This is a genomic window from Pseudoduganella sp. UC29_106 (genome assembly GCF_044055365.1).
Taxonomy (GTDB): Bacteria; Pseudomonadota; Gammaproteobacteria; order Burkholderiales; family Burkholderiaceae_D; genus Rugamonas.
On record NZ_CP171977.1, the window covers coordinates 3,585,505 to 3,612,311 of the forward strand.

Annotated in this window: 22 protein-coding genes and 1 pseudogene; 5 read left to right on the plus strand and 18 right to left on the minus strand. The window is 61.3% G+C overall.

Annotation, left to right across the window (positions count from 1 at the left end):
- The first annotated feature begins 82 nt into the window (after positions 1-82).
- The gene (locus ACHMW6_RS18085) at positions 83-1,921 is read left to right on the plus strand and encodes a glycoside hydrolase family 97 protein (protein ID WP_395408453.1); all 1,839 of its coding nucleotides are present in this window, start codon (positions 83-85) and stop codon (positions 1,919-1,921) included.
- 296 nt (positions 1,922-2,217) lie between these two features.
- Positions 2,218-2,979, plus strand: coding sequence for a non-reducing end alpha-L-arabinofuranosidase family hydrolase (locus ACHMW6_RS18090; RefSeq protein ID WP_395408454.1), 762 nt, complete (start codon positions 2,218-2,220; stop codon positions 2,977-2,979).
- Positions 2,980-3,034: 55 nt separating this feature from the next.
- Here ACHMW6_RS18090 and ACHMW6_RS18095 read toward each other — a convergent pair whose 3' ends face one another.
- The 3 genes and pseudogenes from ACHMW6_RS18095 to ACHMW6_RS18105 form a co-directional block, all read right to left on the minus strand.
- Complete coding sequence (locus ACHMW6_RS18095; RefSeq protein ID WP_395408455.1) at positions 3,035-3,955, minus strand: WD40/YVTN/BNR-like repeat-containing protein; 921 nt, start codon at positions 3,953-3,955, stop codon at positions 3,035-3,037.
- Positions 3,915-5,411, minus strand: coding sequence for a hypothetical protein (locus ACHMW6_RS18100; protein ID WP_395408456.1), 1,497 nt, complete (start codon positions 5,409-5,411; stop codon positions 3,915-3,917). Before ACHMW6_RS18100 ends, ACHMW6_RS18095 begins: the two co-directional genes overlap by 41 nt.
- A gap of 834 nt (positions 5,412-6,245) precedes the next feature.
- Positions 6,246-6,456, minus strand: a pseudogene (locus ACHMW6_RS18105) (cold-shock protein).
- A 319-nt stretch (positions 6,457-6,775) separates the two neighbouring features.
- Between ACHMW6_RS18105 and ACHMW6_RS18110 the strand changes: the two are divergent.
- Positions 6,776-7,954 (plus strand): fatty acid desaturase, encoded by a 1,179-nt coding sequence (locus ACHMW6_RS18110; protein ID WP_395408636.1) that lies wholly within the window; start codon positions 6,776-6,778, stop codon positions 7,952-7,954.
- 912 nt (positions 7,955-8,866) lie between these two features.
- Here the strand turns inward: ACHMW6_RS18110 and ACHMW6_RS18115 are convergent.
- The 9 genes from ACHMW6_RS18115 to ACHMW6_RS18155 form a co-directional block, all read right to left on the minus strand.
- Positions 8,867-9,271: a hypothetical protein gene (locus ACHMW6_RS18115; RefSeq protein ID WP_395408457.1), complete on the minus strand. Its 405-nt coding sequence runs from the start codon at positions 9,269-9,271 to the stop codon at positions 8,867-8,869.
- A gap of 20 nt (positions 9,272-9,291) precedes the next feature.
- Positions 9,292-9,609: a hypothetical protein gene (locus ACHMW6_RS18120; RefSeq protein ID WP_395408458.1), complete on the minus strand. Its 318-nt coding sequence runs from the start codon at positions 9,607-9,609 to the stop codon at positions 9,292-9,294.
- Positions 9,610-9,740: 131 nt separating this feature from the next.
- The gene (locus ACHMW6_RS18125; RefSeq protein WP_395408637.1) at positions 9,741-9,860 is read right to left on the minus strand and encodes an SMR family transporter; all 120 of its coding nucleotides are present in this window, start codon (positions 9,858-9,860) and stop codon (positions 9,741-9,743) included.
- A gap of 399 nt (positions 9,861-10,259) precedes the next feature.
- A complete protein-coding gene (locus tag ACHMW6_RS18130; protein ID WP_395408459.1) occupies positions 10,260-10,403 on the minus strand; it encodes a hypothetical protein in 144 nt (47 codons plus the stop codon).
- Positions 10,404-10,638: 235 nt separating this feature from the next.
- On the minus strand, positions 10,639-11,085 hold the full coding sequence (locus tag ACHMW6_RS18135; protein ID WP_395408638.1) for a phosphate-starvation-inducible PsiE family protein: 447 nt from the start codon (positions 11,083-11,085) through the stop codon (positions 10,639-10,641).
- Between the two features lie 793 nt (positions 11,086-11,878).
- Positions 11,879-12,442, minus strand: coding sequence for an Hsp20/alpha crystallin family protein (locus ACHMW6_RS18140; RefSeq protein ID WP_395408639.1), 564 nt, complete (start codon positions 12,440-12,442; stop codon positions 11,879-11,881).
- Positions 12,443-12,534: 92 nt separating this feature from the next.
- A complete protein-coding gene (locus ACHMW6_RS18145) occupies positions 12,535-12,942 on the minus strand; it encodes an Hsp20/alpha crystallin family protein (RefSeq protein WP_395408461.1) in 408 nt (135 codons plus the stop codon).
- A 28-nt stretch (positions 12,943-12,970) separates the two neighbouring features.
- Positions 12,971-13,414, minus strand: a complete 444-nt coding sequence (locus ACHMW6_RS18150) for an Hsp20/alpha crystallin family protein (protein ID WP_395408462.1) — start codon at positions 13,412-13,414, stop codon at positions 12,971-12,973.
- 247 nt (positions 13,415-13,661) lie between these two features.
- Positions 13,662-14,597, minus strand: coding sequence for a LysR family transcriptional regulator (locus tag ACHMW6_RS18155; protein WP_395408463.1), 936 nt, complete (start codon positions 14,595-14,597; stop codon positions 13,662-13,664).
- 102 nt (positions 14,598-14,699) lie between these two features.
- Between ACHMW6_RS18155 and ACHMW6_RS18160 the strand changes: the two genes are divergently transcribed.
- Both ACHMW6_RS18160 and ACHMW6_RS18165 read left to right on the plus strand, forming a co-directional pair.
- Complete coding sequence (locus ACHMW6_RS18160) at positions 14,700-15,026, plus strand: nuclear transport factor 2 family protein (RefSeq protein ID WP_395408464.1); 327 nt, start codon at positions 14,700-14,702, stop codon at positions 15,024-15,026.
- On the plus strand, positions 15,023-15,805 hold the full coding sequence (locus ACHMW6_RS18165) for an SDR family oxidoreductase (protein WP_395408465.1): 783 nt from the start codon (positions 15,023-15,025) through the stop codon (positions 15,803-15,805). The genes ACHMW6_RS18160 and ACHMW6_RS18165 overlap by 4 nt, the downstream gene beginning before the upstream one ends.
- A gap of 115 nt (positions 15,806-15,920) precedes the next feature.
- Here ACHMW6_RS18165 and ACHMW6_RS18170 read toward each other — a convergent pair whose 3' ends face one another.
- The 6 genes from ACHMW6_RS18170 to ACHMW6_RS18195 form a co-directional block, all read right to left on the minus strand.
- A complete protein-coding gene (locus ACHMW6_RS18170; protein ID WP_395408640.1) occupies positions 15,921-16,664 on the minus strand; it encodes a glycoside hydrolase family 43 protein in 744 nt (247 codons plus the stop codon).
- Positions 16,665-16,671: 7 nt separating this feature from the next.
- Complete coding sequence (locus tag ACHMW6_RS18175) at positions 16,672-17,034, minus strand: hypothetical protein (RefSeq protein ID WP_395408466.1); 363 nt, start codon at positions 17,032-17,034, stop codon at positions 16,672-16,674.
- 78 nt (positions 17,035-17,112) lie between these two features.
- Positions 17,113-20,097, minus strand: coding sequence for a TonB-dependent receptor (locus tag ACHMW6_RS18180; RefSeq protein ID WP_395408467.1), 2,985 nt, complete (start codon positions 20,095-20,097; stop codon positions 17,113-17,115).
- Between the two features lie 86 nt (positions 20,098-20,183).
- Entirely contained in the window at positions 20,184-21,149 is a 966-nt protein-coding gene (locus ACHMW6_RS18185; protein ID WP_395408468.1) for a family 43 glycosylhydrolase, read from the minus strand.
- A gap of 101 nt (positions 21,150-21,250) precedes the next feature.
- Complete coding sequence (locus ACHMW6_RS18190) at positions 21,251-21,853, minus strand: NF038129 family PEP-CTERM protein (protein ID WP_395408469.1); 603 nt, start codon at positions 21,851-21,853, stop codon at positions 21,251-21,253.
- An 11-nt stretch (positions 21,854-21,864) separates the two neighbouring features.
- On the minus strand, positions 21,865-26,619 hold the full coding sequence (locus tag ACHMW6_RS18195; protein ID WP_395408470.1) for a discoidin domain-containing protein: 4,755 nt from the start codon (positions 26,617-26,619) through the stop codon (positions 21,865-21,867).
- Positions 26,620-26,807: the final 188 nt, after the last annotated feature.

Sequence of the window (26,807 nt, forward strand, 5' to 3'; positions counted from 1 at the left end):
ACAAAAATGATGACATTGGTGGCAGCGCTGCTGGCCGCCTTCAGCGGTGCTGCGAGCGCCGCAACTGGGGAGCCAGGTCACGGTGACGTCGCCGAACGGCCAGGCCGCCATACAAATCGCGCCGGACGGCGGCAGCTATGTCGTCACACGCGGCGCCGAAACAGTGATCGCCACATCACGCCTGGGCCTCGAGTTCGACGGCCAGCCGGACCTCGGCGAACTCGAACTGGAAAAAGTCACCACGTCGGCCACCGACCGCACGATTCCTCTCATCGCGACCAAGGCGTCCGTCGCGCGCGATCACTATCGCGCCGCGACGCTGGCGTTCCGCGAACGCGGGCAAAGCACGCGCCGCCTGCTCATCGACGTGCGCGCCTACGATGACGGCATCGCATTCCGCTACCGCATCGACGGCAGCGCGCCGATCCGCCTGCGCGGGGAAAAAACAAGCTTCGTGCCGGCTGGCGATCCCGATTGCCTGATCTCGGTCGCGGATGGCGCGCACGAAGTGCCGTTCGCCCGCCAGAAAATATCCCAGCTGCGCGACCAGCAGGGCTACGACCTGCCGGTCGTGTGCACCAGCCCCTCGGGCCGCAGCGCCTACGCAATTACCCAGTCCCACCTGGAAGGCTACACGGGCGCTTCGCTGCGCCGCGAAAGGGATGGCTTGCGCGTGCACCTGTCCGGCCTGCCTGGCCGCCCTGCGCCCGTGTACGAGTCACGCGGCGGGCTGCAGACGGCCTGGCGCGTCGTCATGCTTGGCGACCGGACCGGCGACCTGATCACGTCGAACCTGGTGGGCAACCTGAACCCGCCGCCTCAGGGCGATTTCAGCTGGATCAAACCCGGCAAGGCCGCCTGGGACTGGTGGTCGGGCCCACTCGTGGGCATGAAGCCGGACATGGCCGCCTACCGCCGCTTCATCGACTTTGCCGCCGCCTCCGGCTTTCCGTATTATCTGATCGACGCCGGCTGGGCGCTGGGCAGCGGCCCTTGCTGCGCGGCGCTGCCGACGACGGACATCACCCGCGCCGCCGAGGGCATCGACATGCCAGGCCTGGTACAGTACGCGGCCGCGAAGGGCGTGGGGCTGATCCTGTGGGCCCACTGGGAACACATGAAGGGCCGCATGGACGAGGTGCTCGACACCTATGCGCGCTGGGGCATCAAGGGCGTGAAGATCGACTTCATGAATCGCGACGATCAGGAAGTGGTCGATTTTTATCATCGCGTCGCCGCCGCCACCGCCAGGCGCCACCTGCTGCTGGACCTGCACGGCGCCTATGTGCCGGCAGGCCTGCAGCGAACCTATCCCAACTTCATCACCCAGGAAGGCGTGATGGGCGCCGAGTGGAACAAGATGCAAACGAATATATCGCCCCAGCACAATCTGATGCTGCCTTACACGCGCATGCTGGCCGGCCCGATGGACTACACCCCCGGTGGTTTCCGCAATGGCACGCCCGCGACCTTCAAGGTGCGCGATGTGCTGCCATTCACGCCGAACAGCCGCGGACAGGAACTGGCGAAGTATGTCGTGTACGACAGCCCCCTGCAAATGGTGTCCGATGATCCCGATGCCTACCTCAACGCCGAAGGCTTCGATTTCATCCGCCGCGTACCGACGGCCTGGGATGAGACGCGCTTCCTGTCCGGCGAACCGGGCCGGGACATCGTGCTCGCGCGCCGTCTCGGCAAGACCTGGTACGTCGGCGCGATGTCGGCCGAAGATACCGCGACGACGAAACAGGTGCCCTTGACCTTCCTGCCGGCTGGGCGTTACCACGCCACGATCTGGGAAGACGGCGCCACCCCGAACAACGTCAAGCGCCGCGAAGTAGACGTCACGGCACGCGGCGACCTGGCCTTGCAACTGGCGGCAGCGGGCGGCGCAGCAGTGATCCTGGAACGAAAACCATAAGGGACGATTCATGAAAGTTGCAAAATGCATTCTCGGGGTGGCGATCATGGCTGCTTTGTCAGGGTGCGCGAACGTCACGACCAGTAGGGCGACGTTTAGATGGGCATCGAGCGCGCCGCTTATTTCGCCTCAAGCGGATCCGAGTCGGACCATTTATGCCGTGAAAGATCCATCGATTGTCCACGTGAACGGTAGATATCACGTCTTTATGACGACCGCTGGATCCGATGGCTGGGGACTTGCGTACACTAGCTTTGACAAGTGGCCGGATGCGTCGTCGGCGAAAATAGTCCCACTTGCGAAATCCCCGATGGGGCCGGGTTATCGCGCCGCCCCCGCAAGTCTTCTACTTTGCACCGCAGAAGACGTGGTATCTCGTTTACCAAGGGGGCGATCCGCTCTATTCAACGTCGAGCGATATCAGTGATCCGGAATCCTGGAGCGCGCCTAAACCCTTCTTCCCCGCCATGCCGGACATCGTCAGGCAACCGCAGGGGAATGGCTGGCTTGATTTCTGGGTGATCTGCGACGATAAAAAATGCTATCTGTTCAATACCGACGACCATGGACGTCTGCTACGGTCCGAAACCGATATCAGCCGGTTCCCGAATGGATTCCACAATACTGTCGAGGTCATGGCCGAAAAAACCGAGGACCTGTTCGAGGCGAGCAATACCTACAGGATTGCCAATACCCATACGTACATTACCCTGGTGGAGGCAATGTCACCACAAGGGCGCTACTTCCGCATCTGGAAAAGCGATAGCCTGGACGGAAAATGGGAGCCGTTCGCTTCTGCGCCAATGAACACTTTCGCCAGCCGCGACAACGTCGATCAGCTGTGGTCCGAGGGTGTCTCACACGGTGAAATGATTCGGACGAACGCCGATCAAACAATGACCATCGATCCCTGTCAGCCGCTCGAATACCTCTTCCAGGGCAATGACCCTGCAGTGCATGTTGACGATTACATCAAAATCCCCTATCGCCTGGGGGTTCTCACGGCGAAGGGCGAGAATCCGGTGAGCGCCCTCTGCCCATCTGCATTGCGGCGATAGCCGACTCCGTCGCGCACAGCCAGACTGGTGTGCGCGACGGTGACTTTCCGCGAACTTAATTGGTGTATAGCAGGCCGCGTCCAGTGCCGGAGAAGTAAATCCTTCCGTAGATATTTTGGTCTGCCGCCATCACGCCGATGCCGCCGTACTGATGGGCATCGTCGTTGAACCGCGTCCAGCTGGCGCCGCCGTCGTCGGATCGGTACACGCCCCACTGCCCGTTGACCACGCCCACCACATAGATCGCGGCCGAGTACGTGGCGCCAGGAGCCGCCTTGCCCAGTGCAACCAAAGTGGCGCCCTGCACTTCCGGTATGAACGCTGAGTTGCCCCACACCGAGGTGAAGTTGCTGAGCCTGCTCCAGTTGGCACCCGAATCCGTCGAGTGGAAGATGGCGTTGCCGTCAGCCAGCCAGAGGTCGCCTTCCGCGTTCGGGTTCACCGCCAGCGACACATTGCCGAAGCCGGTCACCATCGGACTCAACCCTTTCAGCGCGGTGCTTTCGGTAAACGTGTGGCCACCATCCGTCGAGTACCAGAAGTGTGCCGTGTCCGACCACTGATTCCACCATGCGCCGCCCGAGTTGTAGGCATAGACCTTGTTCGGATTCTGGCGGTCCGCTGCGAGGCGGTAGCTGCGGTTGATGCCGACCCCGGAGAGCGCGGGCAGATTCGTCGGAGTCCAGCTTGCGCCGTTGTCGGTGGTGTAGGAAGGCACCGAATTGGCCGGTGCCCAGACCGCCTTGTTGCGCGCGGTGACCACGATGTTCGATTCGCCGCTGGTGTTTTGTGCGCCTTGCGGCAAGCTGGCGAACATCGCCCAGGTCTTGCCGCCATCGCCCGACCAGTAGCCGGCGGCGGTGTTGGTCGAGTTGGCGACACCGATACCGGCTATATAGAGGGGATCGGACCAGGCCATATCGGCGGAGTTGCCGTTACTCCAGCCCAGGCCGGGATTCAGGGTTGGCGTGGACATGAGATCCGTATCCACCCACGTGCCGACATCGCCCGAGCTGTTGATGAAGATATAAGGCGCTCCAGCAGGCGGCGTGGCGACGGCGATGGCGGCAGTTTCTTCGATGCCGGTGATCGCTCCTTTCCAGGTCGGCTTGGCCGCAGAGGCGTTCCAGGTTTCGATGATGCCGCCGCCGTGAACATGCAAGATGTGGTCGGGGGTTGGACGGATCGATCTCGACGTCGTCCACCCAGCCTGAGGCGGTTTCGCCCGGCGTCATCGCTTCGATTTCGCGCCAGGTCTGGCCGCCGTCATCGGACAGTTGGACGATCTGCTGGCCGTTCCAGTTGCCCCATGAGTTGGTCACGCCCAGCGCAATTCGGGTAGTCGCGCCGCTGCCGGAGACGGACACGCCCCCCATGCCGAAGTTTGTCCAAGCCGATGAATCTTCACGCTTGAGAAGAGTCCAGTTCGCGCCGTCGAACTTGTAGAGACGGGCCGGGCCGCCGGCTCCCGGACCGGCACCCTGCGTGAACACGACATAGAACATGCCGTCATCAGCGCGCACCATGTGCGGGATATGGTAGCCGGATACCGGGGTCGCGATCGGAGTCCATGTGGCGCCCCCGTCCGTGGACCTGTACATGTTGGAACTGAGGCCGGCCACGTTGGCGTAGTCCGGAGCGATGGCGGCGTAGATGGTGTGGGTTGCCATGCCAGGATCCTGGGGATGTTTCTTCGCCTTGTGCGGCCCCCTGATGTCGGTGTCGAATACAACCAGTTCGATTCCCATTGCGCTGCCGCCAACGGCATTGACCTGGTCCTGGTTCATGGTGGCGGACGACAGCGACGTGACCTGCGCCCAGGTCTGGCCCGAGTCTGCACTCTTCCACAGGCCAGCCGTGCGCGAGCCGTAAAACAGTGTGGACGGCAGGTTCGGGTCGACCATCAGGCGTTCGCCCATGGCCCGGCCCGCATTGTTGCCGCCGATCGGGAAAGGCAGATCGACGTGCGTCCACTGGGTGCCGCGGTCCTTCGAGATATACAGGCGGCCGTTGCCTTCAAAAGTGTACATGCCGGTTGCCATGTAGACCAGCTGATCGTCGGTCGGATCGACGGCGATGCTTTCGATGCCGTGGAATCTGCCCTCGGCCGCCCCGAAACCCAGGCCGTCGGTGATCGGCGTCCAGGACGAGGTCTGCTGGTTCCAGCGGTAGGCGCCGCCAATGTCGGTGCGGGCATACAGGACGTGCGGCGAAGTCGGATGGAAGATGAGGCCTGTGACATACCCGCCACCGCCAAACTTCACGCTGTTCCAGGTGGTGGCGGCGGTGGCCGACACGCGGCTCGCGGCGAGCAGGCGCGGGGCCTGGCTGCTGCTCGATGCGCCGCTATCCTGGCCGTCGCCGCCGCAGGCAGACAGAAGCGCGGTCAGCAGCGCCGGGATGACGAAATGGACGTTGTACTTCCTGTTCAAGATGGTCTCCTCCAAGTAGGGGTGTTATTTTGGATTTGCCGGTTTTACCAACAGCTCATCGCGCCAAACCGGCTGCTGCGCACGACGATAATGTTGCGTGTGGTGGCGCTGAACGACTGGGCCCGGGCCCATGCCAACCCTGCCTTCGGGCGCGCGATTGCTGCAAACATATACGCTCTGCCCGCCAGCTCTCTAACACTTGCTGCGAAATTTCCATCAGCGTGCAGAAATTGCTAGCCAGGCCTGCAGATTTTTGTAGTCGCCGGGAACGGTGTGGCAAAGAACGCCGAAAGGTCGCTCCGCCATGCTGCCGATCTTGGCCGCAATGGCCTCAATGGCTTTTCACAGATTTCGACTCGCCAGAGCTTCATCTATGCAGCTCTGCTCTTCGAGGATTTGCCTGACGCATCGTTCGTTAGCGCGAGAAAAAAAATGGCTCCAAACGGAGCCGGGCCAGAGGGAGGAGCTGGGAGGGACTTGCCAACAAAGGGCTGCAGACTTCTTACTTATCCGTAGGTTTTCCGCTATCAATGATGTTACGATGGACTGTCGAAAAGGGACATGAGAGTTGACCCGGACCGCTGTTGTGCGCGATCGGCAATGAATTTACGTACTACTTCGGGGCGAGTCATGAGGAAATGCATGCGATGTACCGCTCTACTGCCATTTTCGAGTTGTGAACCAGCTATCGATTCGTTTGGCTGTTACTTCATTTGCCCGCGTTGCCGTTACAGAAATACCCTTAGGAACGTTGGAAAGCAAAGCGGCCCAATGCAGTTCATTCAGATTGACAACATCAAAGATCTGCATCGCTGAGCCGCGATCTGCCGATGCTTAAACGACCTTGATGTTGGTAGCTTTTCTCCCCTTTAGGTCCAACACCTTTCTCAAACGAGACGCGTTGATTCTCCTTCAGGCTCTTGAATCCTTCGGTCTGGATGTCCTGGAAATGCGCAAACAGGTCGGCTCCTCCGCCATCCGGCGTAATAAATCCGAAGCCTTTTGCGTCGTTGAACCATTTTACTGTGCCAGTTTGTACCGCCATGATATTTCTCCTTCCGTCGTGAGGGACGTTTGATTTAGAACGCATCGCAGATCAAGCGACGCTAACTGAAGGATTCAATCTGAAATAGCTCGGGAGGGAGCAACAGGAAGGGGCCAACAACGCTTCGACTTGACGACTTGCCAGTTCAGTGTAGCCCCAAAGCAGCGCCTTCCCCAGCTTTTTTTCCACGCCGCGGCCATGGCTGAAGGGCCCGCCGTGCAACGCGGCAAGAGCAGGACCTGTTCGGCGCAAAACCATGCTTGAGGCGCAAACGTGGTACCGTCACATGCAGGCGTCCTTGCCATTGACTGGAGATTTCATGGAAACATTGAGCGCCTTCGTGTCGCACGGTCTTGTCGAGGCAACTTTCTGGCAGCTGGCCGCCTATACTTTACTGACCACTCACGTCACCATTGTTGCCGTCACCATCTATCTCCATCGTGCACAAGCCCATCGGGCGTTAACGCTGCATCCGATAGCGAGCCACTTCTTCCGTTTCTGGCTCTGGCTCACTACCGGCATGGTCACGCGCGAATGGGTCGCCATACACCGTATGCATCATGCTGGCTGCGAAACCGCGCGGGATCCACACAGTCCTGTCGTTTTGGGCGTACGGACTGTCCTCTGGCGAGGTACCGAGCTTTACCGCCTTGCCGCGCGAGACGAGCCCGCAATCGCTCGCTATGGACGCGGAACGCCGGAAGACTGGATCGAGCGGCGCCTATACAGCAAATACAGCTGGCAAGGCGTAGCCGTGTTGCTCATCATGGACGTCCTGATGTTCGGCGCGGCCGGTGCCACAGTATGGGCGATACAGATGCTGTGGATTCCTTTCCTGGCCGCTGGCGTGGTCAACGGCATCGGCCATTTCTGGGGATATCGCAACTTCGACTGCGTCGGCGCCGCAACGAATATCGGTCCTATCGGAATCCTGATTGGTGGGGAGGAACTGCATAACAACCACCACACTTTCGCCACCGCCGCCAAGCTGTCTGTGAAATGGTACGAGTTCGATGTCGGCTGGCTCTATATCAGGCTGCTGCAAATGCTCGGCCTCGCCCGCGTACACCGTCTGCCGCGCTTTCCGCGGCGACGCCGCACCCCGGCCCTGGATCTGACGACACTGCAAGCGGTCCTGGCTAACCGCCCCGTAATCATGGCCCGGCTATCGTCAACCCTTGGCCAGGTATGGCGTGCCGAACTACGCCGCATGATGACGAACGACGCAGCCGGGCGCAGCACCGCTATGCGGCTGCTGCGGCGCGACCCGTCTCTGCTCAGCCCTGCCCAGCATGATTCGCTGCTGGCGATCGTCCAGCGCAGCACTACGCTGAGGGAATTGCAGCAGCTTCGCCAAGATCTGACTCAGTTGTGGCGACGCGATCACGACACACCCGAGCAATTGCTAGGCCGGCTAACGGCATGGTGCAGACATGCCGACACATCCTCCTGCGCCGGAATGAGGCGATTCTCCGCTTCACTGCGTCTCTACAGCTGACATGAGGGAGATCCATGCAGGCCGCATGTGGCCGACGCCATAGGGGCGCCAAAAACTGCCCGATCAGCACGATGCGGACTATTCGCACACGCGCGGGCAATGCTGTCATACTGAGTCGGGTACCATGCCACTTTTCCAGGGGAAACTGTGATGAATCCACCCAGCAGCTCTACCGGCCTCGTTCGTTCTTTTCCGCAGCCGCGCCTGAATCGCAGCCTTTCCGCTATCATCGACCAGGCATTATTGCATGCCGTTCGGCGTCCTAGCGAGGCAACAGCGCTGCTGCAGCGCGCGGGCGTCGATGCGGCAACTATCGTACGCCTACTGTCGGGAATGGAACGCCGCCGCCCCATAGCGCGCGCCTGAAGCTGCTCCTTAACGCGGGTAAAGGGCGAAGAAATGCGAACAAATATCAGTGTTCAGAAGCGCAAATTCAGCGATCTCCCCACAGCCAGCGTATTCATCGGACAGTTCGGGCAAGAGATGTGCTACGCCTTCCTGTTCTCGCATCAGAATGGCGAGCCCGGTGTACTGGTGCTGGAGGGCAGCGAGGCCGGGAAGGTCATGCTTCCGGTGAGCGACAGTGTCCTGGCATTCATTGAGCAGCCAGTGGTCATCCTCTCCAGTGCATCGGAACACTGGTCGCCATCAAGGCCAGCTTCCGGCAACGTTCAGTTATGCCTCACTGACAAAGACCTCTACTTCTCGGTAAATCTCGGCGCTCAAAAAGCGGTAATCAGCGTTGACACTGGGGAGGTGGTTGACGCGCCCTATCGTTCCCCTGTACGCGTCCAAATGGGCGCTGCAAATCCCAGGAGAGAAAGAGCCCTACTATATGCGAGTGCAGAGTCAGGACCGGTAGAGTTACACATCACAGAATTCTTCCGGCCACCATCCTTCACAGCGCAGAGGCTACAGGTTCGGATGTCCCGCCGCAAAGGCAAGGGCGTCGCGCAATTGCTCGTACCGATAGCCCGCATACAGATAGTGGCCTCCGGCGTACGCGATGCCGTGCAGTCTCATCGTATTTTCCTCTTCTTCGCTTGGGTGATATCTGGCGCGCCAGTCAGCCTGAAACGATTCATCCGGCATGAAGCCTGCCTTGGCATGCTCGGCCGCGGCATAACGCAACGCATCCTCAAAAATATCGTAGCGATGCTGCCGGAATGCATATCGCTTCCCGTCGAAGGTAATCTCGAAGCGTGCGGCCAGACTCTCGTCCGACTCCCGGTGCACGTCCGTGTCGCTCAAGCTTTCCATGCCGCGCGCCACTGCCTTCGCGGTGGAGGTGTCAATGCGTCTTTGCCGTTCGATCATTCCATCTCCCCTGGCGGATGCTAAGTTCGTTGATGCTTCATGGCTTCGAACTCGCCGGCCGCAATGCGCTCTTCGAGCGTCGTAATTGGATCGCCGCCATCGTCGACCATGCCTGCCGCGCGCTCCGCGTCAGCCAGAGCGTACGGCGCTACGGATCCTTCCGTCGCTCCGTCTGGCATCGGAGGGTCCAGCATGTCCTGCAGCATCCCGCGCAATTCCGCCGCATCAGGTGATAGGCCGCGCCTGAGCCGCTGGCGAATATAGTGCTGAAGTTCTGATTCCTGCTCGGCGCTCAGCGGCAACCCAAGGAAAGAAATTTCCGGTTCGAGGTCCTCCATGGCGCTTCTCCTGATTACCACTTACATCGACTGTACGCTAATTCCGGCACATGTGTTGGCCTTCTGGCCCTGGCTCTGCAAGCCCTGATGGCCTCGCCGTGCGCCGCGGAACCCAGGCACGGCGGCGGCCACTAGGAAATGCGTGGCCGCAACATCGGCATCAGCCGAGTGAAGCCTTCCGAACTCTTCATCGCCAATGCAACGATGATTTCAAGAAGGCCCGCGATGCAAAGAAAGGTCCAGTGCGTCAGGCCAGGGCCGCAGACGGCGCGGTGCGGAAAGCAATGCCCAGGCGATTGAGGGCATTCATCAGTACGATGCCATAAGACAGACCGGCTATTTCCTTGCTGCCGAATTCTGCGTTCACGGCTGCGTAGTCCTCATCCGGTACACGTGTTTTCGCCCCAACCAGTCCCGCCACCTTGCCGGTGAACTGCAGCGCATGGCGGTATGCCTGCTCGTCGCTTCACGGGACAGAGCATGCCGACGCTGACAGGTTCGCATCGCGCCAGCTACACAGCCCTTATCGGACCCGCAATCATAGGGGCGGCGAGCTGGCGCAGCCGGTCCCCGCCGCATCACCGGCGTGCGCGGCCACGGATGGACTCCGGGCCGTTATCACAGCGTATCGTTCGTGCTTCCCTCGCCATTCAATAAGCTGGTGCCGCGCACGCACAACGCGTGCGGATTGGCAGCGAGAAGCCCTCGTCGAATGCCAGCCCTTTCCTGTTGTAGTCGTCGATAAACTGATGCTGCGCCATCGGCAAGCTGAAGCGAACCAACCAGTCGGCCACGACATCATTCTCGCATTGAGCTTGACTTGATAACGGTAGCAAGTCTCACTAATGCCGAAGACCAAACAAGCGCTCTTGACTGTCATTCGGCCGGCTTCCACTTGGTGTCGCACCATCTAACCTCGGCGAGATGGATTGACCACTAATGGGATAGAGAGGTGCAATCGTAGGAGTAAGTTTGATTTTTGGCGGGCAGCCATAAGAGCAGGAGTGATGAGCCTCCTATCAGGTGGATCTACTCGTCTTCGTCGGCCTCGCCTTGCTTCGCGCTTCTGGCTGAACATTCGTCTCGTACGCGCATCAGCCAATAGACCAGGCCCAGCGTCAGCAATGCGAACGCCAGCGCAGCGATCTTGGCCGGGCTGGTTTCGACATCCAAAATGACGAACTTGCGCGACAGTGCGATCACCGCGATCAGGATGACTGTCTTTACCTGGATGATGCTGTCGCGACGAAGCGCGACTTTGATGATTGAATGTTTGAATTCGAGCGCGATTAGCAAGGTCATGATCATCCAGAATACGACCTGGAAGGTTTCGTGTTGCAGTGGGTTGAGCGACTCGGTGATCAACAACACCACTACCAGCCGGATCAGCTGGGCCAGCGCCACGATGATGATCACGGCGATCAGCGCACCGAGCACCTGTGCAACGACTTGCTCGAACCGCTCGTACAGGGTCATTACCGCCCACTGCCGCCGGCCCCGCTTACGCAGCGCCAACCGGGTCTGTTCCGGGTCCTCCTGTTGAACCCTGTCACCGATGGTCTTCTCTTCCATGGATCCGTCCTTGTGACGCAATTCAGTTCAGGGCGCCGTCGTTGACCGCGCCCGTAATACAGGGCACGGGTAATCAAGGGAGAGGCTCCAGCGGCGAAGAAAACCTGCGCTCCGCGCAATTGCACGAGGGAAGGCATACACTATCGGACGGCGCTGCATACTTCCATTCCGTGCGTTCTGCATGCGCGTCAAAGCAAATATCATACGAAACGCGGTGATGCCTTGGGCAAGATGCAAATTCATCTGAGGCATCTGCCGGCATTCCTGTCAGACGAGCAGTCCAACGCCGCGCGTCCTGATCGCAACCCAAGTGCAGCGCTTCCAACTGGTGAGGGCCGGCGTCTACCCGGTGCGCGATCGCGACACGCACTGCGTCATCGCATTTGTCGGCTAGCCCAGCTTTCCTGCGTCCTTCAGCCAGGCTCACCACGTGCTTGTCTGGCGCAAATTCGAGGTGATTTGAGGCTCTTGACACTATACTCTGACGATCAGTAATGACCTAACCATTTCGGCACATGCAGCGATCCTGCCCGCGGATAGTCTTCTCCGTTGAAGTGCCCCCTTTCCTTAACTCGCCTTCACGCGCTGCTGCGCGTGGTGCATGTACCCTCTCGCTAGCACTTGCATACGCAAGTCATGCCCTGCGCTTTCGGGGCGGGGCAGGTGGACTGTGCTTCATCGCTGGCTCTGTTGGCCTTTAGCCGATATCGATCGTACGGCTCGCGGATCGCGACGGCTCCAGTTTCGGCACGGTCAAAGTGAGCACGCCGTTGTCAAATTTCGCCAGAGCGCGATCGGGGTCAGCGTTTTCCGGCATCGGGATCGTGCGCACGAATCTTCCATAGGCGCGCTCAAGCCGGTAGCAGCCGGCTTCCTCACTCCGCGCGTCCTGCTTTTTCTCGCCGCGCAGCACGAGCGCCCCATCTTCAACAGTCACGTTCAGATCGTCCCGCTCCATTCCGGGAAGCTCGACGGTTACGCGCAGCATTTGCCCTTCATCGACCACGTCGATGCGCGGCTGGAAGCGCGATGAACTGAAGTCGCCAAACCATCGTTCGAGAGTACCTCGTCCGGCGAATGGATCGTGAAGGAGCTCTTCAACTGCACGCCAGGGTTCGCGCGAGAAGAATCTGGGAATCTCAGACCATGAGGCGCGCCACTGCTCGCTCGCCAACGGGCCTTCCGGGCGATCCGCGTCGGCGTTGCGTCCCGCGCCACGAAGGAATTTGAAGGGATTCCACTTTTTCAGGTCGGTGTTCATCATATCCTCCTCTACAGTCTGGCCAGTCGGGAGGTGGCGGCCTGATGACCGCCACCGGTTTCCTCACTATCATTGGTCACCGTTTGCTGACATCAGCCCGCACGCACTTCGATCCGGCGCGGCCGGGCTTCATCCCGGCGCGGTATCGTCAGTTTCAGCACGCCGTCCTTCAGGTTTGCGTCAATCTTCGATGCGTCGAAGTCCGGCCCCAGCGAAAAAGCCCGGGCAAAGTGAGGCTGGCGAATCTCCGCGTGCTGCAGACGCAGCCCCGTTCGCGTGGGCACTACCGCCTCGGCCTCGATATACAAGTTGCCATCGTGCACCTTCACATCGAGCCGGTCCTTCGTCACACCGGGCAGATCCACCCACAAGGTGATGCTCTGACTATCCTCAACGATGTCTACGGGTGGCGTTAGCTTGACCTCGTGTTGCAACTGGTCGTCTTCGCGGCGGGCCACCGATGCCTGGTCTTTCCTGGCAAGTTCTGTCGTGTCATTCATGATGTCCTCCTCAATTTCGCGACGGATTTCATTGAATGGCGATGGCTCGCGGCTTGGATGACTCCCGCTTGCCGATACTTACGGTCAGGCAGCCGTTGGTGTACTTTGCCGTGACCTTGTCGGGGTCCGCGTGCTGAGGTAGTTCAATAACACGCCGGAAAGCCCCGACGAACCGCTCCTGTGCATAGGTACGCGTGTCATCCCCTGCCGCTTTCGGCTGTGCGGCCTTGCGCTCGCCGCTTATGCTCAGCAGCCCCTTGTCAATCGACACATCGAGTTCTTTCGGATTGACACCGGGCGCGAACGCGACGATCTCTATCGAATCGTCGGTCGAGCCGATGTTAACTTGAGGAAAAGCGCCGAAGCGGCCGGAACGAATGCTGGACGGGAATCCGCCGAAAAGGCTCGTCACCTGCCGTTGGAGACGGTCGAGCTCGCCGAAAAGGTCGGTGCCAAAGTAGAGATCACTCATGGTCAGTTCCTCCTACAAACCAGCAGGAAGACGAACCGGCATACGCATTCCAGTCCGTCTGCCGTGCTGTGGGCAAACAAATCGAAATACGCAGCGCGCCTGACTGCTGGCGCGACTGCCCGAGCGAAATCAATATACGACCTTGAGCGGAAATTTCAAGGGGCACGTCCTTCAAAACTTCATATTGCCCTGCCTGACCTTGTTCAATGGTGGGCGCGCATTGCACATCTTAGTGACACATGCGTCACTATGGCCTAACACCGCGGCGCCTGCGTGGTTTTTCCGACAGATCCTTGTCCAGAAGGCAGTCGATAAAGGCGCGCAGTGTCACTGGCAAGTGTCGCCGGCTTGGGTAGTACAAGTACAGCCCCGGTTGTGTGATCGTCCATTTCTCAAGCACCGAGACGAGCTCGCCGCCGGCTAGATGGGCATCGACGCGCTCGCGATCGAAAGCGCAGAGAATGCCCATTCCCTGCAGCGCGGCGGCCACACCGATGTCTGAATTGTTCGTGACGATGGGCCCATCCACCGCCACCTCCAGGCTCTTGCCCGCCTTCTGGAATTCCCACCGGTAGGCGCTGCCCTCGCTCTGGAGCCGCCAGTTGATGCAGGCGTGGTTGTGCAGATCGGCTGGCGAGCCAGGCGTACCGCGCCGCCGCAGGTAATCCGGCGACGCAACGGCGACCATTTTCACGTCCGGCGTCAGGCGCACGGCCACCATGTCCTTCTCCAGCCGCCTGCCCACGCGGATGCCGGCATCAAAGCGGCCGACGACGATGTCGCCGAGCGCGTCGTCCACCACAATGTCCAGCACCACTTCCGGGTGGGCGCGATGGAAGCGGCCCAGGCGTGGCGCGATGATCTGCCGGGCGGCCATGCCCAACGTGTTGATGCGCAGTACCCCGCCCGTCTGGCCCGCCGAAGCCTTGGCCTGGCCGACCGCCTCCGCCATCTCCCGGATCAGGGGCGCAATGCGCCCGTATAGCTGCTCCCCGGTGGTGGTGGGCGACACGCTGCGCGTGGTCCGGTTCAGGAGCCGCGTGCCGAGGCGCGATTCCAGCAGCCGGATGGTTTGGCTCAGGGCGGACGGCGAGAGACCGAGATACTCTGCTGCGCGCGCAAAACTTACCCGCTCGACCACGGCAGCAAACGCCTTCAGCTCTGCAAATTCGGACCCGCGCATTATGCACTCCTTTCTAAACAAGCCATACCAATTCTAGCGCATTCTCTAATTTCAGCCCGGCGCGCATCATAAGGCTTCCAACAACCACACGGAGTCATTGAGGTGAACACCCTTCCTCTTCCCGAACCGATTGTCACGTACTTCGGAGCCGAGCACAATCCGGAAGCCTTGACGCATTGCTTCACGCCGCAAGCCGTTGTGAAGGACGACGGCCACACCCACACCGGCATCGCCAACATCAAGGCGTGGATGGCTGCAGCATCGCTCAAGTACAACGCCACCACCGTGCCGTTCGCCATTGAACGTGATGACGCCTGCCACGTCGTGCGCGCCAAGGTATCCGGCAACTTCACCGGAAGCCCAGTCAACCTGACCTACCGCTTCCGCCTCGAGCGCGGCCTGATCGCATCGCTGGAGATTTCCGTATGAGCTTTGATCTTCAACTGAAAGGACAGCGTGCCGTGGTTACCGGCGGCACCAAGGGCCTGGGCGCTGCGCTCGTCAAGAGCCTGCAGGCAGTCGGCGTGCAAGTCATGACGACTGCCCGCTCCGCCCCCAGACAGCCGCTGGAAGGTGTGACCTACGTCCAGGCCGATTTGGCCACAGCGGAAGGCGTGGCCAAGCTGGCGCAAGCGGTCAAGGAGCGCTGGGGCGGCGCCGACATCCTGATCAATAGCGTCGGCGGCTCAAACGCGCCGGGAGGCGGATTCGCCGCCCTGGATGATGAGATGTGGCTCAGTGAGCTGAACCTGAACCTCATGTCCGCTGTGCGCCTTGACCGTGCGCTGCTGCCCGCAATGCTGGCGCGGGGTGCGGGCGTCGTACTGCACGTGACCTCGATCCAGCGCGTACTTCCGCTGCCGGAATCGACTACGGCCTACGCGGCGGCCAAGGCTGCGCTTTCGACCTACAGCAAGTCGCTGTCGAAGGAAGTCACACCGAAGGGCGTGCGTGTTCTGCGCGTCTCGCCGGGATGGATCGAGACCGAGGCTTCGGTGGCATTCGTCGAACGTACCGCGAGCCAGGCAGGCACCGACTACGAGGGCGGCAAGAAGATGATCATGGACTGGCTGGGCGGAATCCCGGTCGGCCGCCCTGCCAAGCCGGAGGAAGTCGCCGACCTGATCACCTTCCTCGTGTCGCCGCGCGCCTCGTCGGTGGCAGGCTCGGAGCATGTGATCGACGGCGGGACTGTTCCAACCGTATAAGCCGCACCAGCCGTTAGCCGCCTATAGCAGCCGGGCGATGCGAATCGCCCGGCTGCTTTACCAATCAAATTGCGTACTGCGCCTTGATGATCTCCGCCGCACGCTGGCCTCGCCGTCAGCGTCCGGCGCCAGGTCCGTCGCAAGGCAGCTTGTCCAAATCGTCCAGCGTCCAGTTGTCGCGCCATCGCACGACCGGTTTGTCGCCCTCCCATTCGATGGGCAACCATATGTAGCGGCCATCGATGGCGTCCTTCGGGCGCCATACGTCGAACATCAGGATATGCCGCGTGCAGCCGTGGCGGCGCAGCGTCAGCGCATAGGTCGATTGGCCGCCGAACGTGGTCCGCTGCTGTTCCGGGGTCCCGCGCACGGGATTGCCCAGCGGCGTCCACGGCCCCAAGGGATGCGGCGCGAAGTACGACTTGGCCGCGTTCGGCTTCCAGCCGGACAAGCCTGACGTCACGAGATAGTAGTTGCCGCCATGCCTGAACATGGCGGGAGCCTCGTCGTCGCCGTTTGGCAGCACGCGCGCGTATTGCCCGCTGCTGCCAAGGTAATCGCCGCTCAGGCGCGACACGTGCATCGTATGATTTTCCTCGGACGCGTAAATATCGTACGCCGTGCCGTCTTCATCCACGAACAGCGTCATGTCACGCGCCATCTGGCCGCTGGCTTGGTCGCGCGCAAGGAAGGACGTGGCGGGATCCTTGTCTTCCGGCCTGACATCGACCGGCCAGGCGCCGGCGTCCGGACGGAACGAGCCCTGATAGACGTACGGGCCCGCCACCTTGTCGGCCACCGCCACGCCCGCGCGCGCCGCATCGTAGCGCTTGCCCTTGAGCTCGAGGTGAAACCACATCACAAACTTACCCGTGTTCGGATTGCGGATCACTTTTCGGCCGTTCGATGATCGATCCCTTCTCGATGTCGCTGCCCGCAACGTCGCTGACGGCGAGCGCGATGCCTTCGTCATGCCAATCGGTGAGGTTGCGCGAACTGTAGACGTACACCCCGACCTGGGCCTTGTTGCCGGCCTCGCCCGCGACCTTGTACTCGCCGAACCAGTAATACATGCCTTGGTGCTCGAGGATGCCGCCACCGTGCGCATTGATGTGCACGCCCTTGTTGTCGAGCCACAGTGCGCCGGGACGGAACGTGTCGCCCGCCCGCGCCTGGAATGCGCAAGCCACCAGGCCTGCCGCCAGCACTACCTTCGCCCTGATCTTCATATCGCCTCCTTCACTCCCCTCAAAAAGGCCGGCACGGCCGGCCGCGGATGCGGACTGCCGTGCCGGGGCTTGCCGTGATCAGAACTTGTAGCGCAGGCCGGCGCTGAACACGCGGCCGTTGAGGAAGTGCTGGTACTCCCGGTCCGTTTCGAGCGTTTGCACTTCGCCGGCGTAGCGGTTCGGCGCCCGGTTCGTGAGGTTCTGCGCACTGACGGCCAGGGTCAGGTGATCGTCGATCGCGTAGCTGAGCGATGCGTCGAGCAGACCGTAGGCCCCGATGTAAGTGCTGGACAACGGAATGAGTGCGTTGTAAGACCGCGCCTGGGACGAACGCCAAGTGTACACAAGGCGGCCCGACAGCTTGTTGTCCTCATACAGGCCGGAGAGGCTGTAGCTGTTCTTGGACGCGAGGAACTGCTGCGTCTTGATGAAGACTGGCGCCGTCGTCGTGCCGATATTGAGCGGGGCGGAAGTATCGACATACGTATAGGACCCCGCGACACCGAAGTTCTTCAGCCAGCTATCCTTGTCGTTGAAGAACCACTGCCCGGACAATTCCACGCCGCGCGCATAGCCCTTCGCGGCATTGACCTGCTTCGAGACCAGGTACTGGCCGCTCGAGCAGCCGTTGCTGGCACCGGCGTAAGCCGGCGTATTCGCAACCGTCGCGCAGCTCGAAAGCGTGCTGAAGAAACCATCGATGTCCTTGTTGAACACGCCGAGCGCGACATAGTTCGTCGGACTGAAATAGCGCTCAAGCGAGAGGTCGTAACTGTCGGCGACCTGCGGGCGCAGTTCGGGATTACCCACACTGGCGCTGCCGTTCGCGGAATTGACCGAGACGTTCGGATTCAGCGATCCCAGGTCAGGACGGGTCATGCCACGGCCGTAGCCGAAGCGAGCCACGAAATCCTTCGCGATGTCGTAGGTGGCATTGAACGTCGGCAGGACATTCGTGTAGGTCGTCGTCTTCGTAAAGTCGACCAGCGGGGACGTCGGCTGGGCCGGGTTGGAGAGGACGCGCGCGGTCGCCTGGGACTTGGTGCGCACGACGCGCACACCGACGTTACCCTTGAAGCGATCGTCGAACGCCGCGAAGTCGGTGGAGACGTAGCCGGCCAAGGTATTCTCGTGGAGCAGACGACGGCCCGGCTCGAATTCGGGGTAGCTGCCCTCGGGCACGATACCCGATTGCGGGAATTGCGCGGCGACCTGGTTGCCCAGCAGCGCGTCCGGCTGGTAGACGACATAACCGCCGGTATAGCCGTTCTGGTTGCCCATGAGGTTCGTCGGTGCCTGCTCCAGGACCCCCGCCTTGGTCGCCGCGTTAATCGCGTTCGAGTAATCGGCGGCGAGCGGCTTGCCGTCGATCGTCAACCACTTGCCCCCGCCGTACGGATTCTTGTCAAAGAACCGGCTTGTCTGATGCGCATAGCGCGTGCCGAACTTCAACTTGCTGAAGAAGCCATCTTCGAACGTATAGGCGCCGCTGAGCGCGGTCGCATTGCCATTGTCGTCGAAGATCTGGTAGCCGTCGCCGCTGTATTTCTGGAAGAGGAAGTTGGCTGGATCGGAAAAACTGCTGCCGCTGAAGCTTGTGACGTGGCCGTTCGTCCAGTTTTGGTTGACGCGAGAAATGTCCCAGGATGTGCCGGGTGCGTTGACCATCTCGACACGGCGGTTATCCTTGATGCGGTCCGACTTGATATAGGAGAAATCACCCTTGAGCGACAGTGCGGAGGTCGGGCTCCACTCGACGCCCGCCGCGGCGATCCAGGTCTTGTACGGGCTGTGCTCATCGCCGCCCCACGTACCGAGCTGCTGGTTCAGGAAGGTCCCGCTAGCAACACGCTGGGTGCTCAAGACGTCGTCGCTGCCGCCATTGAAGTTGCGGTTGACCATGCTCTCGGTGATGTTGAACGGCGTGAGCGTCAGATTCTGGACGTTGCCTGCATAGCCGCTGTTCACACGAATGAAACGATAATTCTGGTGATACAGGTAATAGTTGTAGTTACCTTCGGCGTAGAAGCGCAAGGTATTGCTGACGCGATAGTCGGCCGCGAGGTTCAGGCCTTTGCGCTCGCGCATGATGGTTTCTTCAGCGGGAAAGGTACCTGTACCGTTGAAGGAGATGATGTTTGCTGCCTCGGCGGGTGTCAGCCCTGTCGTGTTCGGCATTTGGGCGCCGACGGTGGCCGAGGTCGGCTGCAGCGCCACCGGCGCCAGGAAAGTGATGTCGCTGCGGCCGACATACTTCGACATCGGCAGGGCCGTGTTGTTGCCCGTGTTCGTGGCTGCCATGGTCGCGTATTCGGGGCTATCGCCACGGACCATGCGCCGGTAGTCCGGCCCCGTTCCGGCGCCGGCGCTGTCGGAACGGCCGGTGCTCTTCTGGTAGGCGAACGCGGCCATCACGCCGATCCGCGAACCGCCGCCGAGATCGAAGCGGTTGGCGACCAGTCCGAACAGTTCAGGATCCGTCTTCCGGGCCAGATCGTTGTAGCGCATGTTGCCGTTCAGCGCGGCGGTGAACCCTTTGAAATCGCTCGGATTGCGGGTGCGCACATTGACCAGGCCACCGATACCGCCTTCGATGTGCTCGGCGGAAGGGTTCTTGTAGACATCGACGCCGGCGATCATCGACGGAATCGCGTCTTCGATGCTGAACTCGCGGGAGCCGGCGGTGAAATAGGCTCGTCCGTTGACTTGCGACGCCGTCTGGCCCGACAGGCCGCGAATGGTCAGGCCGGAGCCGTTGCCCGACGGCGAAGCGCCTTCGCCGCCGTAGCGGTAGCCCTGTACGCCAGGCAGGCGTGTGAGCGTTTCTGCGACGTTAGCATCGGGCAGCTTGCCGATGTCTTCGGCAGTGATGGAGTCGACGACTTCCATCGCGTTCTTCTTGATTGCCACTGCCGATTGCGCGCTGGCGCGGATGCCGGTCACAAAAATCACATTGTCGCCTCCCTGGACCTGCGCCAGCGCACATGGCGCCACCATCAGGCTCTGCCCTACCGTCAGTGCCAGCGCGGCAACCTGGGCGGAAGTTCTTGCTTTCGAGTTCATACAGCTATCTCCGTTATATTTATGAAATGGATGACGGCTCATCGCCGCCGGCTGCGCAATGCGGCCCGGGCCCGGCAGTGACCAGCTTACTGGCCCGGCCTCCCGACTTGCGCCGGCTCCAGCTGCACCTGCCCGATGGTGCCGCCGGGGCCGTACTTCAGCGGTGCGTACGTGATGGAACGGCGCATGCTCCCACCGCCCGGCAGCAATTGGTCGTGGTAGAACACATACGCTTCGCCGTCGTGCTCAAGGATCGCCTGGTGGTTGGTGGAAATCTTCAGGTAATCGATCACCACGCCGCGGTACGTGAAAGGACCCAGCGGCGAACCGCCGGTGGCATACACGATCTGGCCCGGCCAGCCCGTGGAAAACGTGAAGTAATACACCCCATTGTGTTCATGCAGGAATGGCGCCTCGCCATAGCGCTTCTTGGGATCGGATTCCGGCCAACCCTGGACCACAACGTTCTGGATGGCGCCGGCCAGGTGCACCATATCGGGCGCCAGCTTGACGACCTTGGGCACGCGGGTGCCGAAATACATATAGGCCTGGCCATCCTTGTCGACAAACACGGCCGGGTCGATCGGTTCATCGCCGGCATTGGCGTCGCGCGCTTTATCGACCAGCGCATCGCCGCGCGCGTCCGTGAAGCCGCCATCGGGCCGGCTCGACACTGCCACACCGATCTTGTCGCCACCGACCGGCGCGTAAAAGTAATATTTGCCATTGCGGTAAGCGGCTTCCGGCGCCCAGGCCTTGGCGTCGGGGCGCGCCCATTTGAACACGGTCACCGACAGCGGGATCCCGGCATCGGACCAGGACTGGAGGTCCTTCGAGGTGTACACGCGCCAGCTGGTGGAATCCCAGTATTTGCCCGAATTGGACGCATCGTCCGTGGCATAGACATAAAACCGACCATCGCTGCCGGTCTGGAAATAATGCGGTGACGGATCCGCAGCAAAGCGCGCTGAAATCGGCTGGGCCGCGTGGCCGCAGCTGGCCGCGGCCAGTGAGAACGCCACAACGGCGATCCGCAACGTCGGTAACATCATAGAGCTCCTAAGCAAAGTGAATTCCAAGAAAAGCGCGGGGGCTGGCGCCGCCGCGTGTGTATGCACGCGGTAAACGCGCGGCCTGCCCTGTCTTACGACGCTCAGAACCGGAGCGAACCGCGTCTGCGCCGCCCCGCCAGAGCCAGCATGCCAAGCAGCACCAGCGCCCCCGTCGACGGCTCCATGACCTCGGTGACGACGCTCAGCTGGCCTGCGGCGTTATCCACGACGACCTGATCGCCAATCGCGGCGTCCGGCTCCAGGAAGAAGTGGCCAAGGTCGCCGTCCACGCCGAGGTAGTGCGTCGTATCGAACAGCGCCCAGCCGAACGTCGTACCGGTGCTGCCCGCGTTCATCAGGAAGCCGACGTCGAAACTGAACACGCCGCCGAGCTGGATGGCCTGGACCAGTTCGCCGCCGCCGTTGGCGTTGCTGAACACGAAGGCACCGGGCACGCCGCCGGTGACGGCGCCCGTCAGGTCTGCCGTGCCGTCGAGCGCGCCGATGAGGTCAGTCACGGTCGCGGTCGCGGCAGGCCCGCCGGCCAGTCCCAGGAAATACAGGCCCAGGAAGGCCGGGCCCGAACCCAGCGATGACGTATCGATGTTGACGTGGTAAATCGGCGTGGCCGCCGCCTGCCCGCCGGCGGCGATCATCGACACCACCAGCGCGAGGTGGGCAAGGAAGTGCTTGAAGTTGAACATGGTGATGCCCTTTACTTGATGCTGAACAGAGTCGGCGCATAGGCGATGCCGACTTTGTTCGGGTTCGAGAAGGTGGTCGTCAGGGTGACGCTCTGGCCCGGCGCCAGGTTGGCCACGGGCAGCGCCATGTACGGCACGCCGTCCCTCACACCGGTCTGGGTGTCCAGCGTGACACCGGCGGTCAGCGCCTGCAGGCGGAAATGGAGCGGACCGGCCAGGTTCTGGCCACTCGTGTTCGTAATCGTCACCGTACCCGTGTACTTGTTGGTGAAACGGTTCACCGTCAGGCCCGAGCGCGCGATCGACGCCAGGCTCGTGACGTCGACCGACTTGTCGATCGACACCGTCAGCGTGCGCGGCGGTTCGCTGTTGCCCGCCCAGTCCGCGCTCCAGTAGCTCAGCGTGTGCATACCGCTGGTGGTCAGCGTGGCCGCGTTGCCCTTTTGCTGGGCGCCGCCGTCGACCGTGTAATAGGTCGCCGAGACACCCGAGCCGCCCTGGTTGTCGGTGGCCGTAAAGGTCACGGTCGCATCCGTGGTCACCGTGCCTTGCGGGGCGGTGGCCGTGGTGGTGGGCGCGATCGTGTCGGCGCCATGCAGCGAGCCGTGCAGGCGCACTTCGCTGATGGAACCGTACCAGGCGTTCGGGTTGTAGATGCGAATGTAGCGGTAGGGGGTCAGACTGGCCACCGGCAGGGCCTGCCAATCCGCGGTCGACTTGGCCGCCGGCGTCAGCGTGGTCCAGGTGGTGTTGTCGTTTGAGCCCTGGAACACGAGCCCGTTCACACGTCCAAACAGATCCTGTCTTGCCAGAACCTCGGTGTTCGTCAGGTTGACTTGGTTGCCCGCCTTGAAGTCAAACACCACCCAGGCACCCGTGCCTGATCCGGAAGAGCCGTTGCGGAAATCCGACGAGGTCGCGATATTCGCATCGAACAGGGTTTTCACGACCGTCAAGGTCGTGGCCGCAGTCCGGTTCGTGGTCGAATCGATCAGCGTCGCGATCGTCGGCACGTTCTGGATGGTGTCGCTTTCGTCGACGAGGTTCAGCGACGAGCCGTCGGTCGTCTCGGTGACCTCGTAGCCAGACCTGCCGTCCTGCGTGACGTAATTGATAGCAAACTTCACCGCACCGGGTTGCGTGCCCTGGGGCACGGTCGCGGCGGCAACGTATGTGATGTTGTCCGTCGTGCTGAGTGCGGCGTTCACGCCAGCGATGGTCGCCTTCACGTTACTGATTGCTTCCCTGGCCGTGAAGCTCAGTTTCACGGTATCACCCGCCACGATACGGTTGCGCAGCGCCTGCGTGGAACTGATCGAAGCCGAAGCGATACGGTTCGTCGACGCGGCCACACCGTACAGGCGCAGCTCGGTCATGTTGCCGAACCACGCGTTGGGGTTGGTCATGCGAATGTAGCGGTACGGCGTCGTGTCGGTGATCGCCAGGGTCTGCCAGTCCGACGAGTTTACCGCGGACGTCGAGATCGTGGTCCAGCTCGAATTGTCGTTGGAGCCCTCCACCCGGGTGCCATTGATACGGCCGGCGTTGTTGTCCTGGCGACCAATGACGTCGACGCGCGACAGCACCACGGTGCCGCCTCCGCGGAAATCGAACTCCAGCCAGCTGTTGTTACCGCTTCCGTTGAGACGGAGATCGGTCAGCGTCGTAAGGCTGCTATCGAACAGCAAGTTTGCGTTCTTCAGCACATCGGTCGCGTTGCGGCCGGCAGAGTCCGTCAAGGTCGTGATGTCGAGCAGATTGGCAATGAAGTCCTTCTGGTCCGCGATGAACAACGTGGTGGAATCCGTCGTGAAGAGGACCGGTTCAGCGGGCGTTCCGTCGGCGGTGTTGTAGTTCATCAGGAGCTTCACCGTTCCCGCCGGCGTGGTGGGCTTGACGACTACCGACGCCGTCCAACTGAGGTTGTCGGTGGTCGTGATGGTCGCAGGTTCGCCCTGGATCGTCGCCGACACGTTGTTGATCGGCTCGGAGGACTGGAACGTGACCTTGATGGTATTGCCGGACACGACGCGGTTCTTCAGCGCCTGGTCCGAGCTCATCGACACGCTGGTGAGTTTGTTGACGGTTTCGTAGCGGGTGCCGAAGAACCTGAACTCGCCAAGCTCGAGGATGTTGTATGACGAAATCAGGTGGAACATGGAGATCTTGAAGAAGCGATATCGCTGGCTGCGCAAGTCTTCCTGCACGTCCAGCGTCTGCCTGCCTTCGATCGCCTGGGTTTCTCCGGGTGTGAGCCGCGTCCAGTTCTCATTGTCGTTGGACGCGAAGATGGTCACGCCGCCGACGCGTTCCGGGAAACTGCTGCGCGTCTCGAGCTGGAACGCGTTCGCCGACGCCTTGAAGCCGGGTCCGAAGTCCAGCGTGAACGTGCGAGCGCTGTCCCTGGCGATGGTGTATGCGACGAACGTGTCGGTGTTGTCATCGATGCCGTTCGCGGCCCAGTCGCCGAAGTTCGTCACCAGGTTCGTCTTGAAAAACAGATTGGTGTAGTTCATGCTGCCGTCGGGTAGCAGCGGGGTCAGTTCCTTGAGCCCGGACACCGCGCCCTGCAACGTCGCCAGCTTTTGGAAGTAGCTGGCGTCGGTACTCGACCCGATCGTGTTCTGCATGTCCGCATATGCGGCTTGGTAGGCGCCCTTGGTCGACGAGACGTATAGCGTGTCCGGCTTGAAGAGCGCGGTCACGGCCGATACCGTCGACTGCCGGTCCGCCCCCACCACGACCGTGATCCGCTTGGTGGACACCGTGGTCCCGTCCGAGGCTTCGGCGACGAAGGTGTACGTGCCGGCCTGGGTTGGCTTCCACGAGAACGCGCCCGTGCTGGTGTTGAACGACGCACCCTGCGGCAGGTTGTCCATGTTGTACGTGACCACGTCGCCCACGGCCGGGTCGGTGGCGGACAGGTCGATTGTCGTCGCAACGGTGGCGCCGGCATACGTGTACACGGTCGCGTCGCCACTGCCGTACTTGAAGACCGGAGGGCTCAACAGGGTGCTGGACTGGACGTTGATGTGGTCGATGTCGACCGTGGTACCGTTGCCGCTGATATTGATCTTCAGGAAGTCGGGGATGTTCATCGGCACCACCATGTAGCGCCACTGGCCGCGCGTGTTCGGCAACGCGAGCAGATTGCCGTTAGCGTCCATCATGGCTTGGCCATTGGTCCGGATGCGGAAGCCGATGGAGGTGACTGCGACGCCGTTATAACTGTACACGGCGTAGCGCGTGCCTTCCGGCGTGGCCGTGCTGCGCACGAAACCGGTCGCGCCTTCGGTCTGTGCAACCGACGCACCGGCGAGCAGCGTGAAGCGGTCTTCTACTTCGCGGTAAGGGTCGACGATGGGAATGCCCAGGTATTTGCTGCCCTCGGCTTCCGCCGCCTTGGGGATCGCCAGCCAGAAATCGCCGCCGCCATCGACGCCCTCCCAGTTGTAGGCCTTTCGCTTGGCGAACATCGTGACGTATTCCGGCGCGACCTGCTCGAGGTCGATTCCGCGGACATATTTGTAATAGTAGTAGGCTTCCCAGGTGTTCTGGGTAAGGCGGCCGCGATACGCCTGCGACACGTTGGGATACATCGCGCGAATGGAGCCGTCCGGGTAGACACTCATAGCGACAGGAACCCAGGGGATCTCGTAGCCGATCATGAATTTGCCGAACAGCTCATGGACGGCCAGCAGGCGGTCGTCGAGGAACTCGTAGGGTCCGACGGCGTTCGACTCGGTCGAAGGCGCCCCCGTCACCGGATCGACTTTGGTACCTTGCGCCATCAACATGCGCGCCAGGATTTCGGAGTTGGTCAGGTCGCCGGCGCCGTGAGCCTGGTCGCGCCCCATTTCGACGTGCTGGATCTGGGGCGGAATCGCTTCCCCGGTGGCGTCGTTCTCCGTCACCAGACGGAACAGCTGCTTGATCGCACCGGTCCATGCCGGATCCGGTGCATCCTTGTTCACCGTGAACCACTCGACGGCCTGCTCGTATCCCTCGCGATCACCCATGAAGATCGAGCCGGACATCTTGCCGATTGTCGTGTACAGATGCTGGTTCATGAACCGGCAGTTGCAGTTGTTGAAGGTCTGGATCGTCGGCGTGACGAAGTTGGCCGAGAACTTCTGCGTGTCAGTTTCGGTCCACTCGAGCGTCGGATCGGTGGTGCTGGTATAGCGCAGGATCTCCGCCGCGCCCGCCATCCGCTGCAGCGGGATGCCGGTATGGATGTGCGAGTCGGCGTAATACACGTACTTCGACGGGTCCATGTTCTCGTAAAGGCGAATGATGCGCATGGCATTCGCGCGATACACCTGGTCGCCGGTCACATAGTAGAGGATCGCCTGAGTATAGGCGCGCAGGGCGTCCGCCTTGAAAGCGCCCTCGGCCGAGCCATCGAGCCCGAGGAATCTCGGCATTGTCGGATCGGTACTGCTAACGTTCGAGGGGCCGACGGTGCGCCCGGCGGTGCCCGACGTGAGCATCATGTTGAAATGGGTATACCACGGCTCTTTCTTCGCCAGGACCTGGGCCCGCATGTTCTCCAGTTGCGCCTTCGTAAAGCCGACGCCGGGATGCTTGAATCCGTTGGCATCGATCGATTCGCTGATGACCGGTTGGTAGCTGGTCACGATCGTGTCGATCGGATCGGCCATGGCGCCTTGACCCGGGAAGGGTATCAGCGTCATCGCGAAGGCAGCGGAAATTACCGTGCGAACGATTCGTTTGGTTGCATGGTCGAACTTTATTGCTCTCATGTGTGTCCCCTCATTTTTCTACCTTTTGGTCACGTTATCGATAACATTTTCGCCTGCATTAAAGTCCGGAAACCGGGCCCGAAACCCGCTTCCAGAGGTTTATTAACAATTACGTCCCGATTCGGACGGTCTCGACAGCGTCACCATGCCGACAGCCTTGTTTGGCTGAAGATGATTGTTCGTTATCG

Bases quoted from the DNA above. Each gene is read 5' to 3' on its own strand.
- ACHMW6_RS18095 (WP_395408455.1), bottom strand. From the start codon at position 3,955: ATGTCCACGCCAACCCTGAATCCCGGCCTGGGCTGGAGTAACGGCAAC.
- ACHMW6_RS18110 (WP_395408636.1), top strand. From the start codon at position 6,776: ATGGAAACATTGAGCGCCTTCGTGTCGCACGGTCTTGTCGAGGCAACT.
- ACHMW6_RS18115 (WP_395408457.1), bottom strand. From the start codon at position 9,271: ATGATCGAACGGCAAAGACGCATTGACACCTCCACCGCGAAGGCAGTG.
- ACHMW6_RS18120 (WP_395408458.1), bottom strand. From the start codon at position 9,609: ATGGAGGACCTCGAACCGGAAATTTCTTTCCTTGGGTTGCCGCTGAGC.
- ACHMW6_RS18135 (WP_395408638.1), bottom strand. From the start codon at position 11,085: ATGACCCTGTACGAGCGGTTCGAGCAAGTCGTTGCACAGGTGCTCGGT.
- ACHMW6_RS18140 (WP_395408639.1), bottom strand. From the start codon at position 12,442: ATGAACACCGACCTGAAAAAGTGGAATCCCTTCAAATTCCTTCGTGGC.
- ACHMW6_RS18145 (WP_395408461.1), bottom strand. From the start codon at position 12,942: ATGAATGACACGACAGAACTTGCCAGGAAAGACCAGGCATCGGTGGCC.
- ACHMW6_RS18150 (WP_395408462.1), bottom strand. From the start codon at position 13,414: ATGAGTGATCTCTACTTTGGCACCGACCTTTTCGGCGAGCTCGACCGT.
- ACHMW6_RS18155 (WP_395408463.1), bottom strand. From the start codon at position 14,597: ATGCGCGGGTCCGAATTTGCAGAGCTGAAGGCGTTTGCTGCCGTGGTC.
- ACHMW6_RS18165 (WP_395408465.1), top strand. From the start codon at position 15,023: ATGAGCTTTGATCTTCAACTGAAAGGACAGCGTGCCGTGGTTACCGGC.
- ACHMW6_RS18170 (WP_395408640.1), bottom strand. From the start codon at position 16,664: ATGTGGTTTCACCTCGAGCTCAAGGGCAAGCGCTACGATGCGGCGCGC.
- ACHMW6_RS18175 (WP_395408466.1), bottom strand. From the start codon at position 17,034: ATGAAGATCAGGGCGAAGGTAGTGCTGGCGGCAGGCCTGGTGGCTTGC.
- ACHMW6_RS18180 (WP_395408467.1), bottom strand. From the start codon at position 20,097: ATGAACTCGAAAGCAAGAACTTCCGCCCAGGTTGCCGCGCTGGCACTG.
- ACHMW6_RS18185 (WP_395408468.1), bottom strand. From the start codon at position 21,149: ATGATGTTACCGACGTTGCGGATCGCCGTTGTGGCGTTCTCACTGGCC.
- ACHMW6_RS18190 (WP_395408469.1), bottom strand. From the start codon at position 21,853: ATGTTCAACTTCAAGCACTTCCTTGCCCACCTCGCGCTGGTGGTGTCG.
- ACHMW6_RS18195 (WP_395408470.1), bottom strand. From the start codon at position 26,619: ATGAGAGCAATAAAGTTCGACCATGCAACCAAACGAATCGTTCGCACG.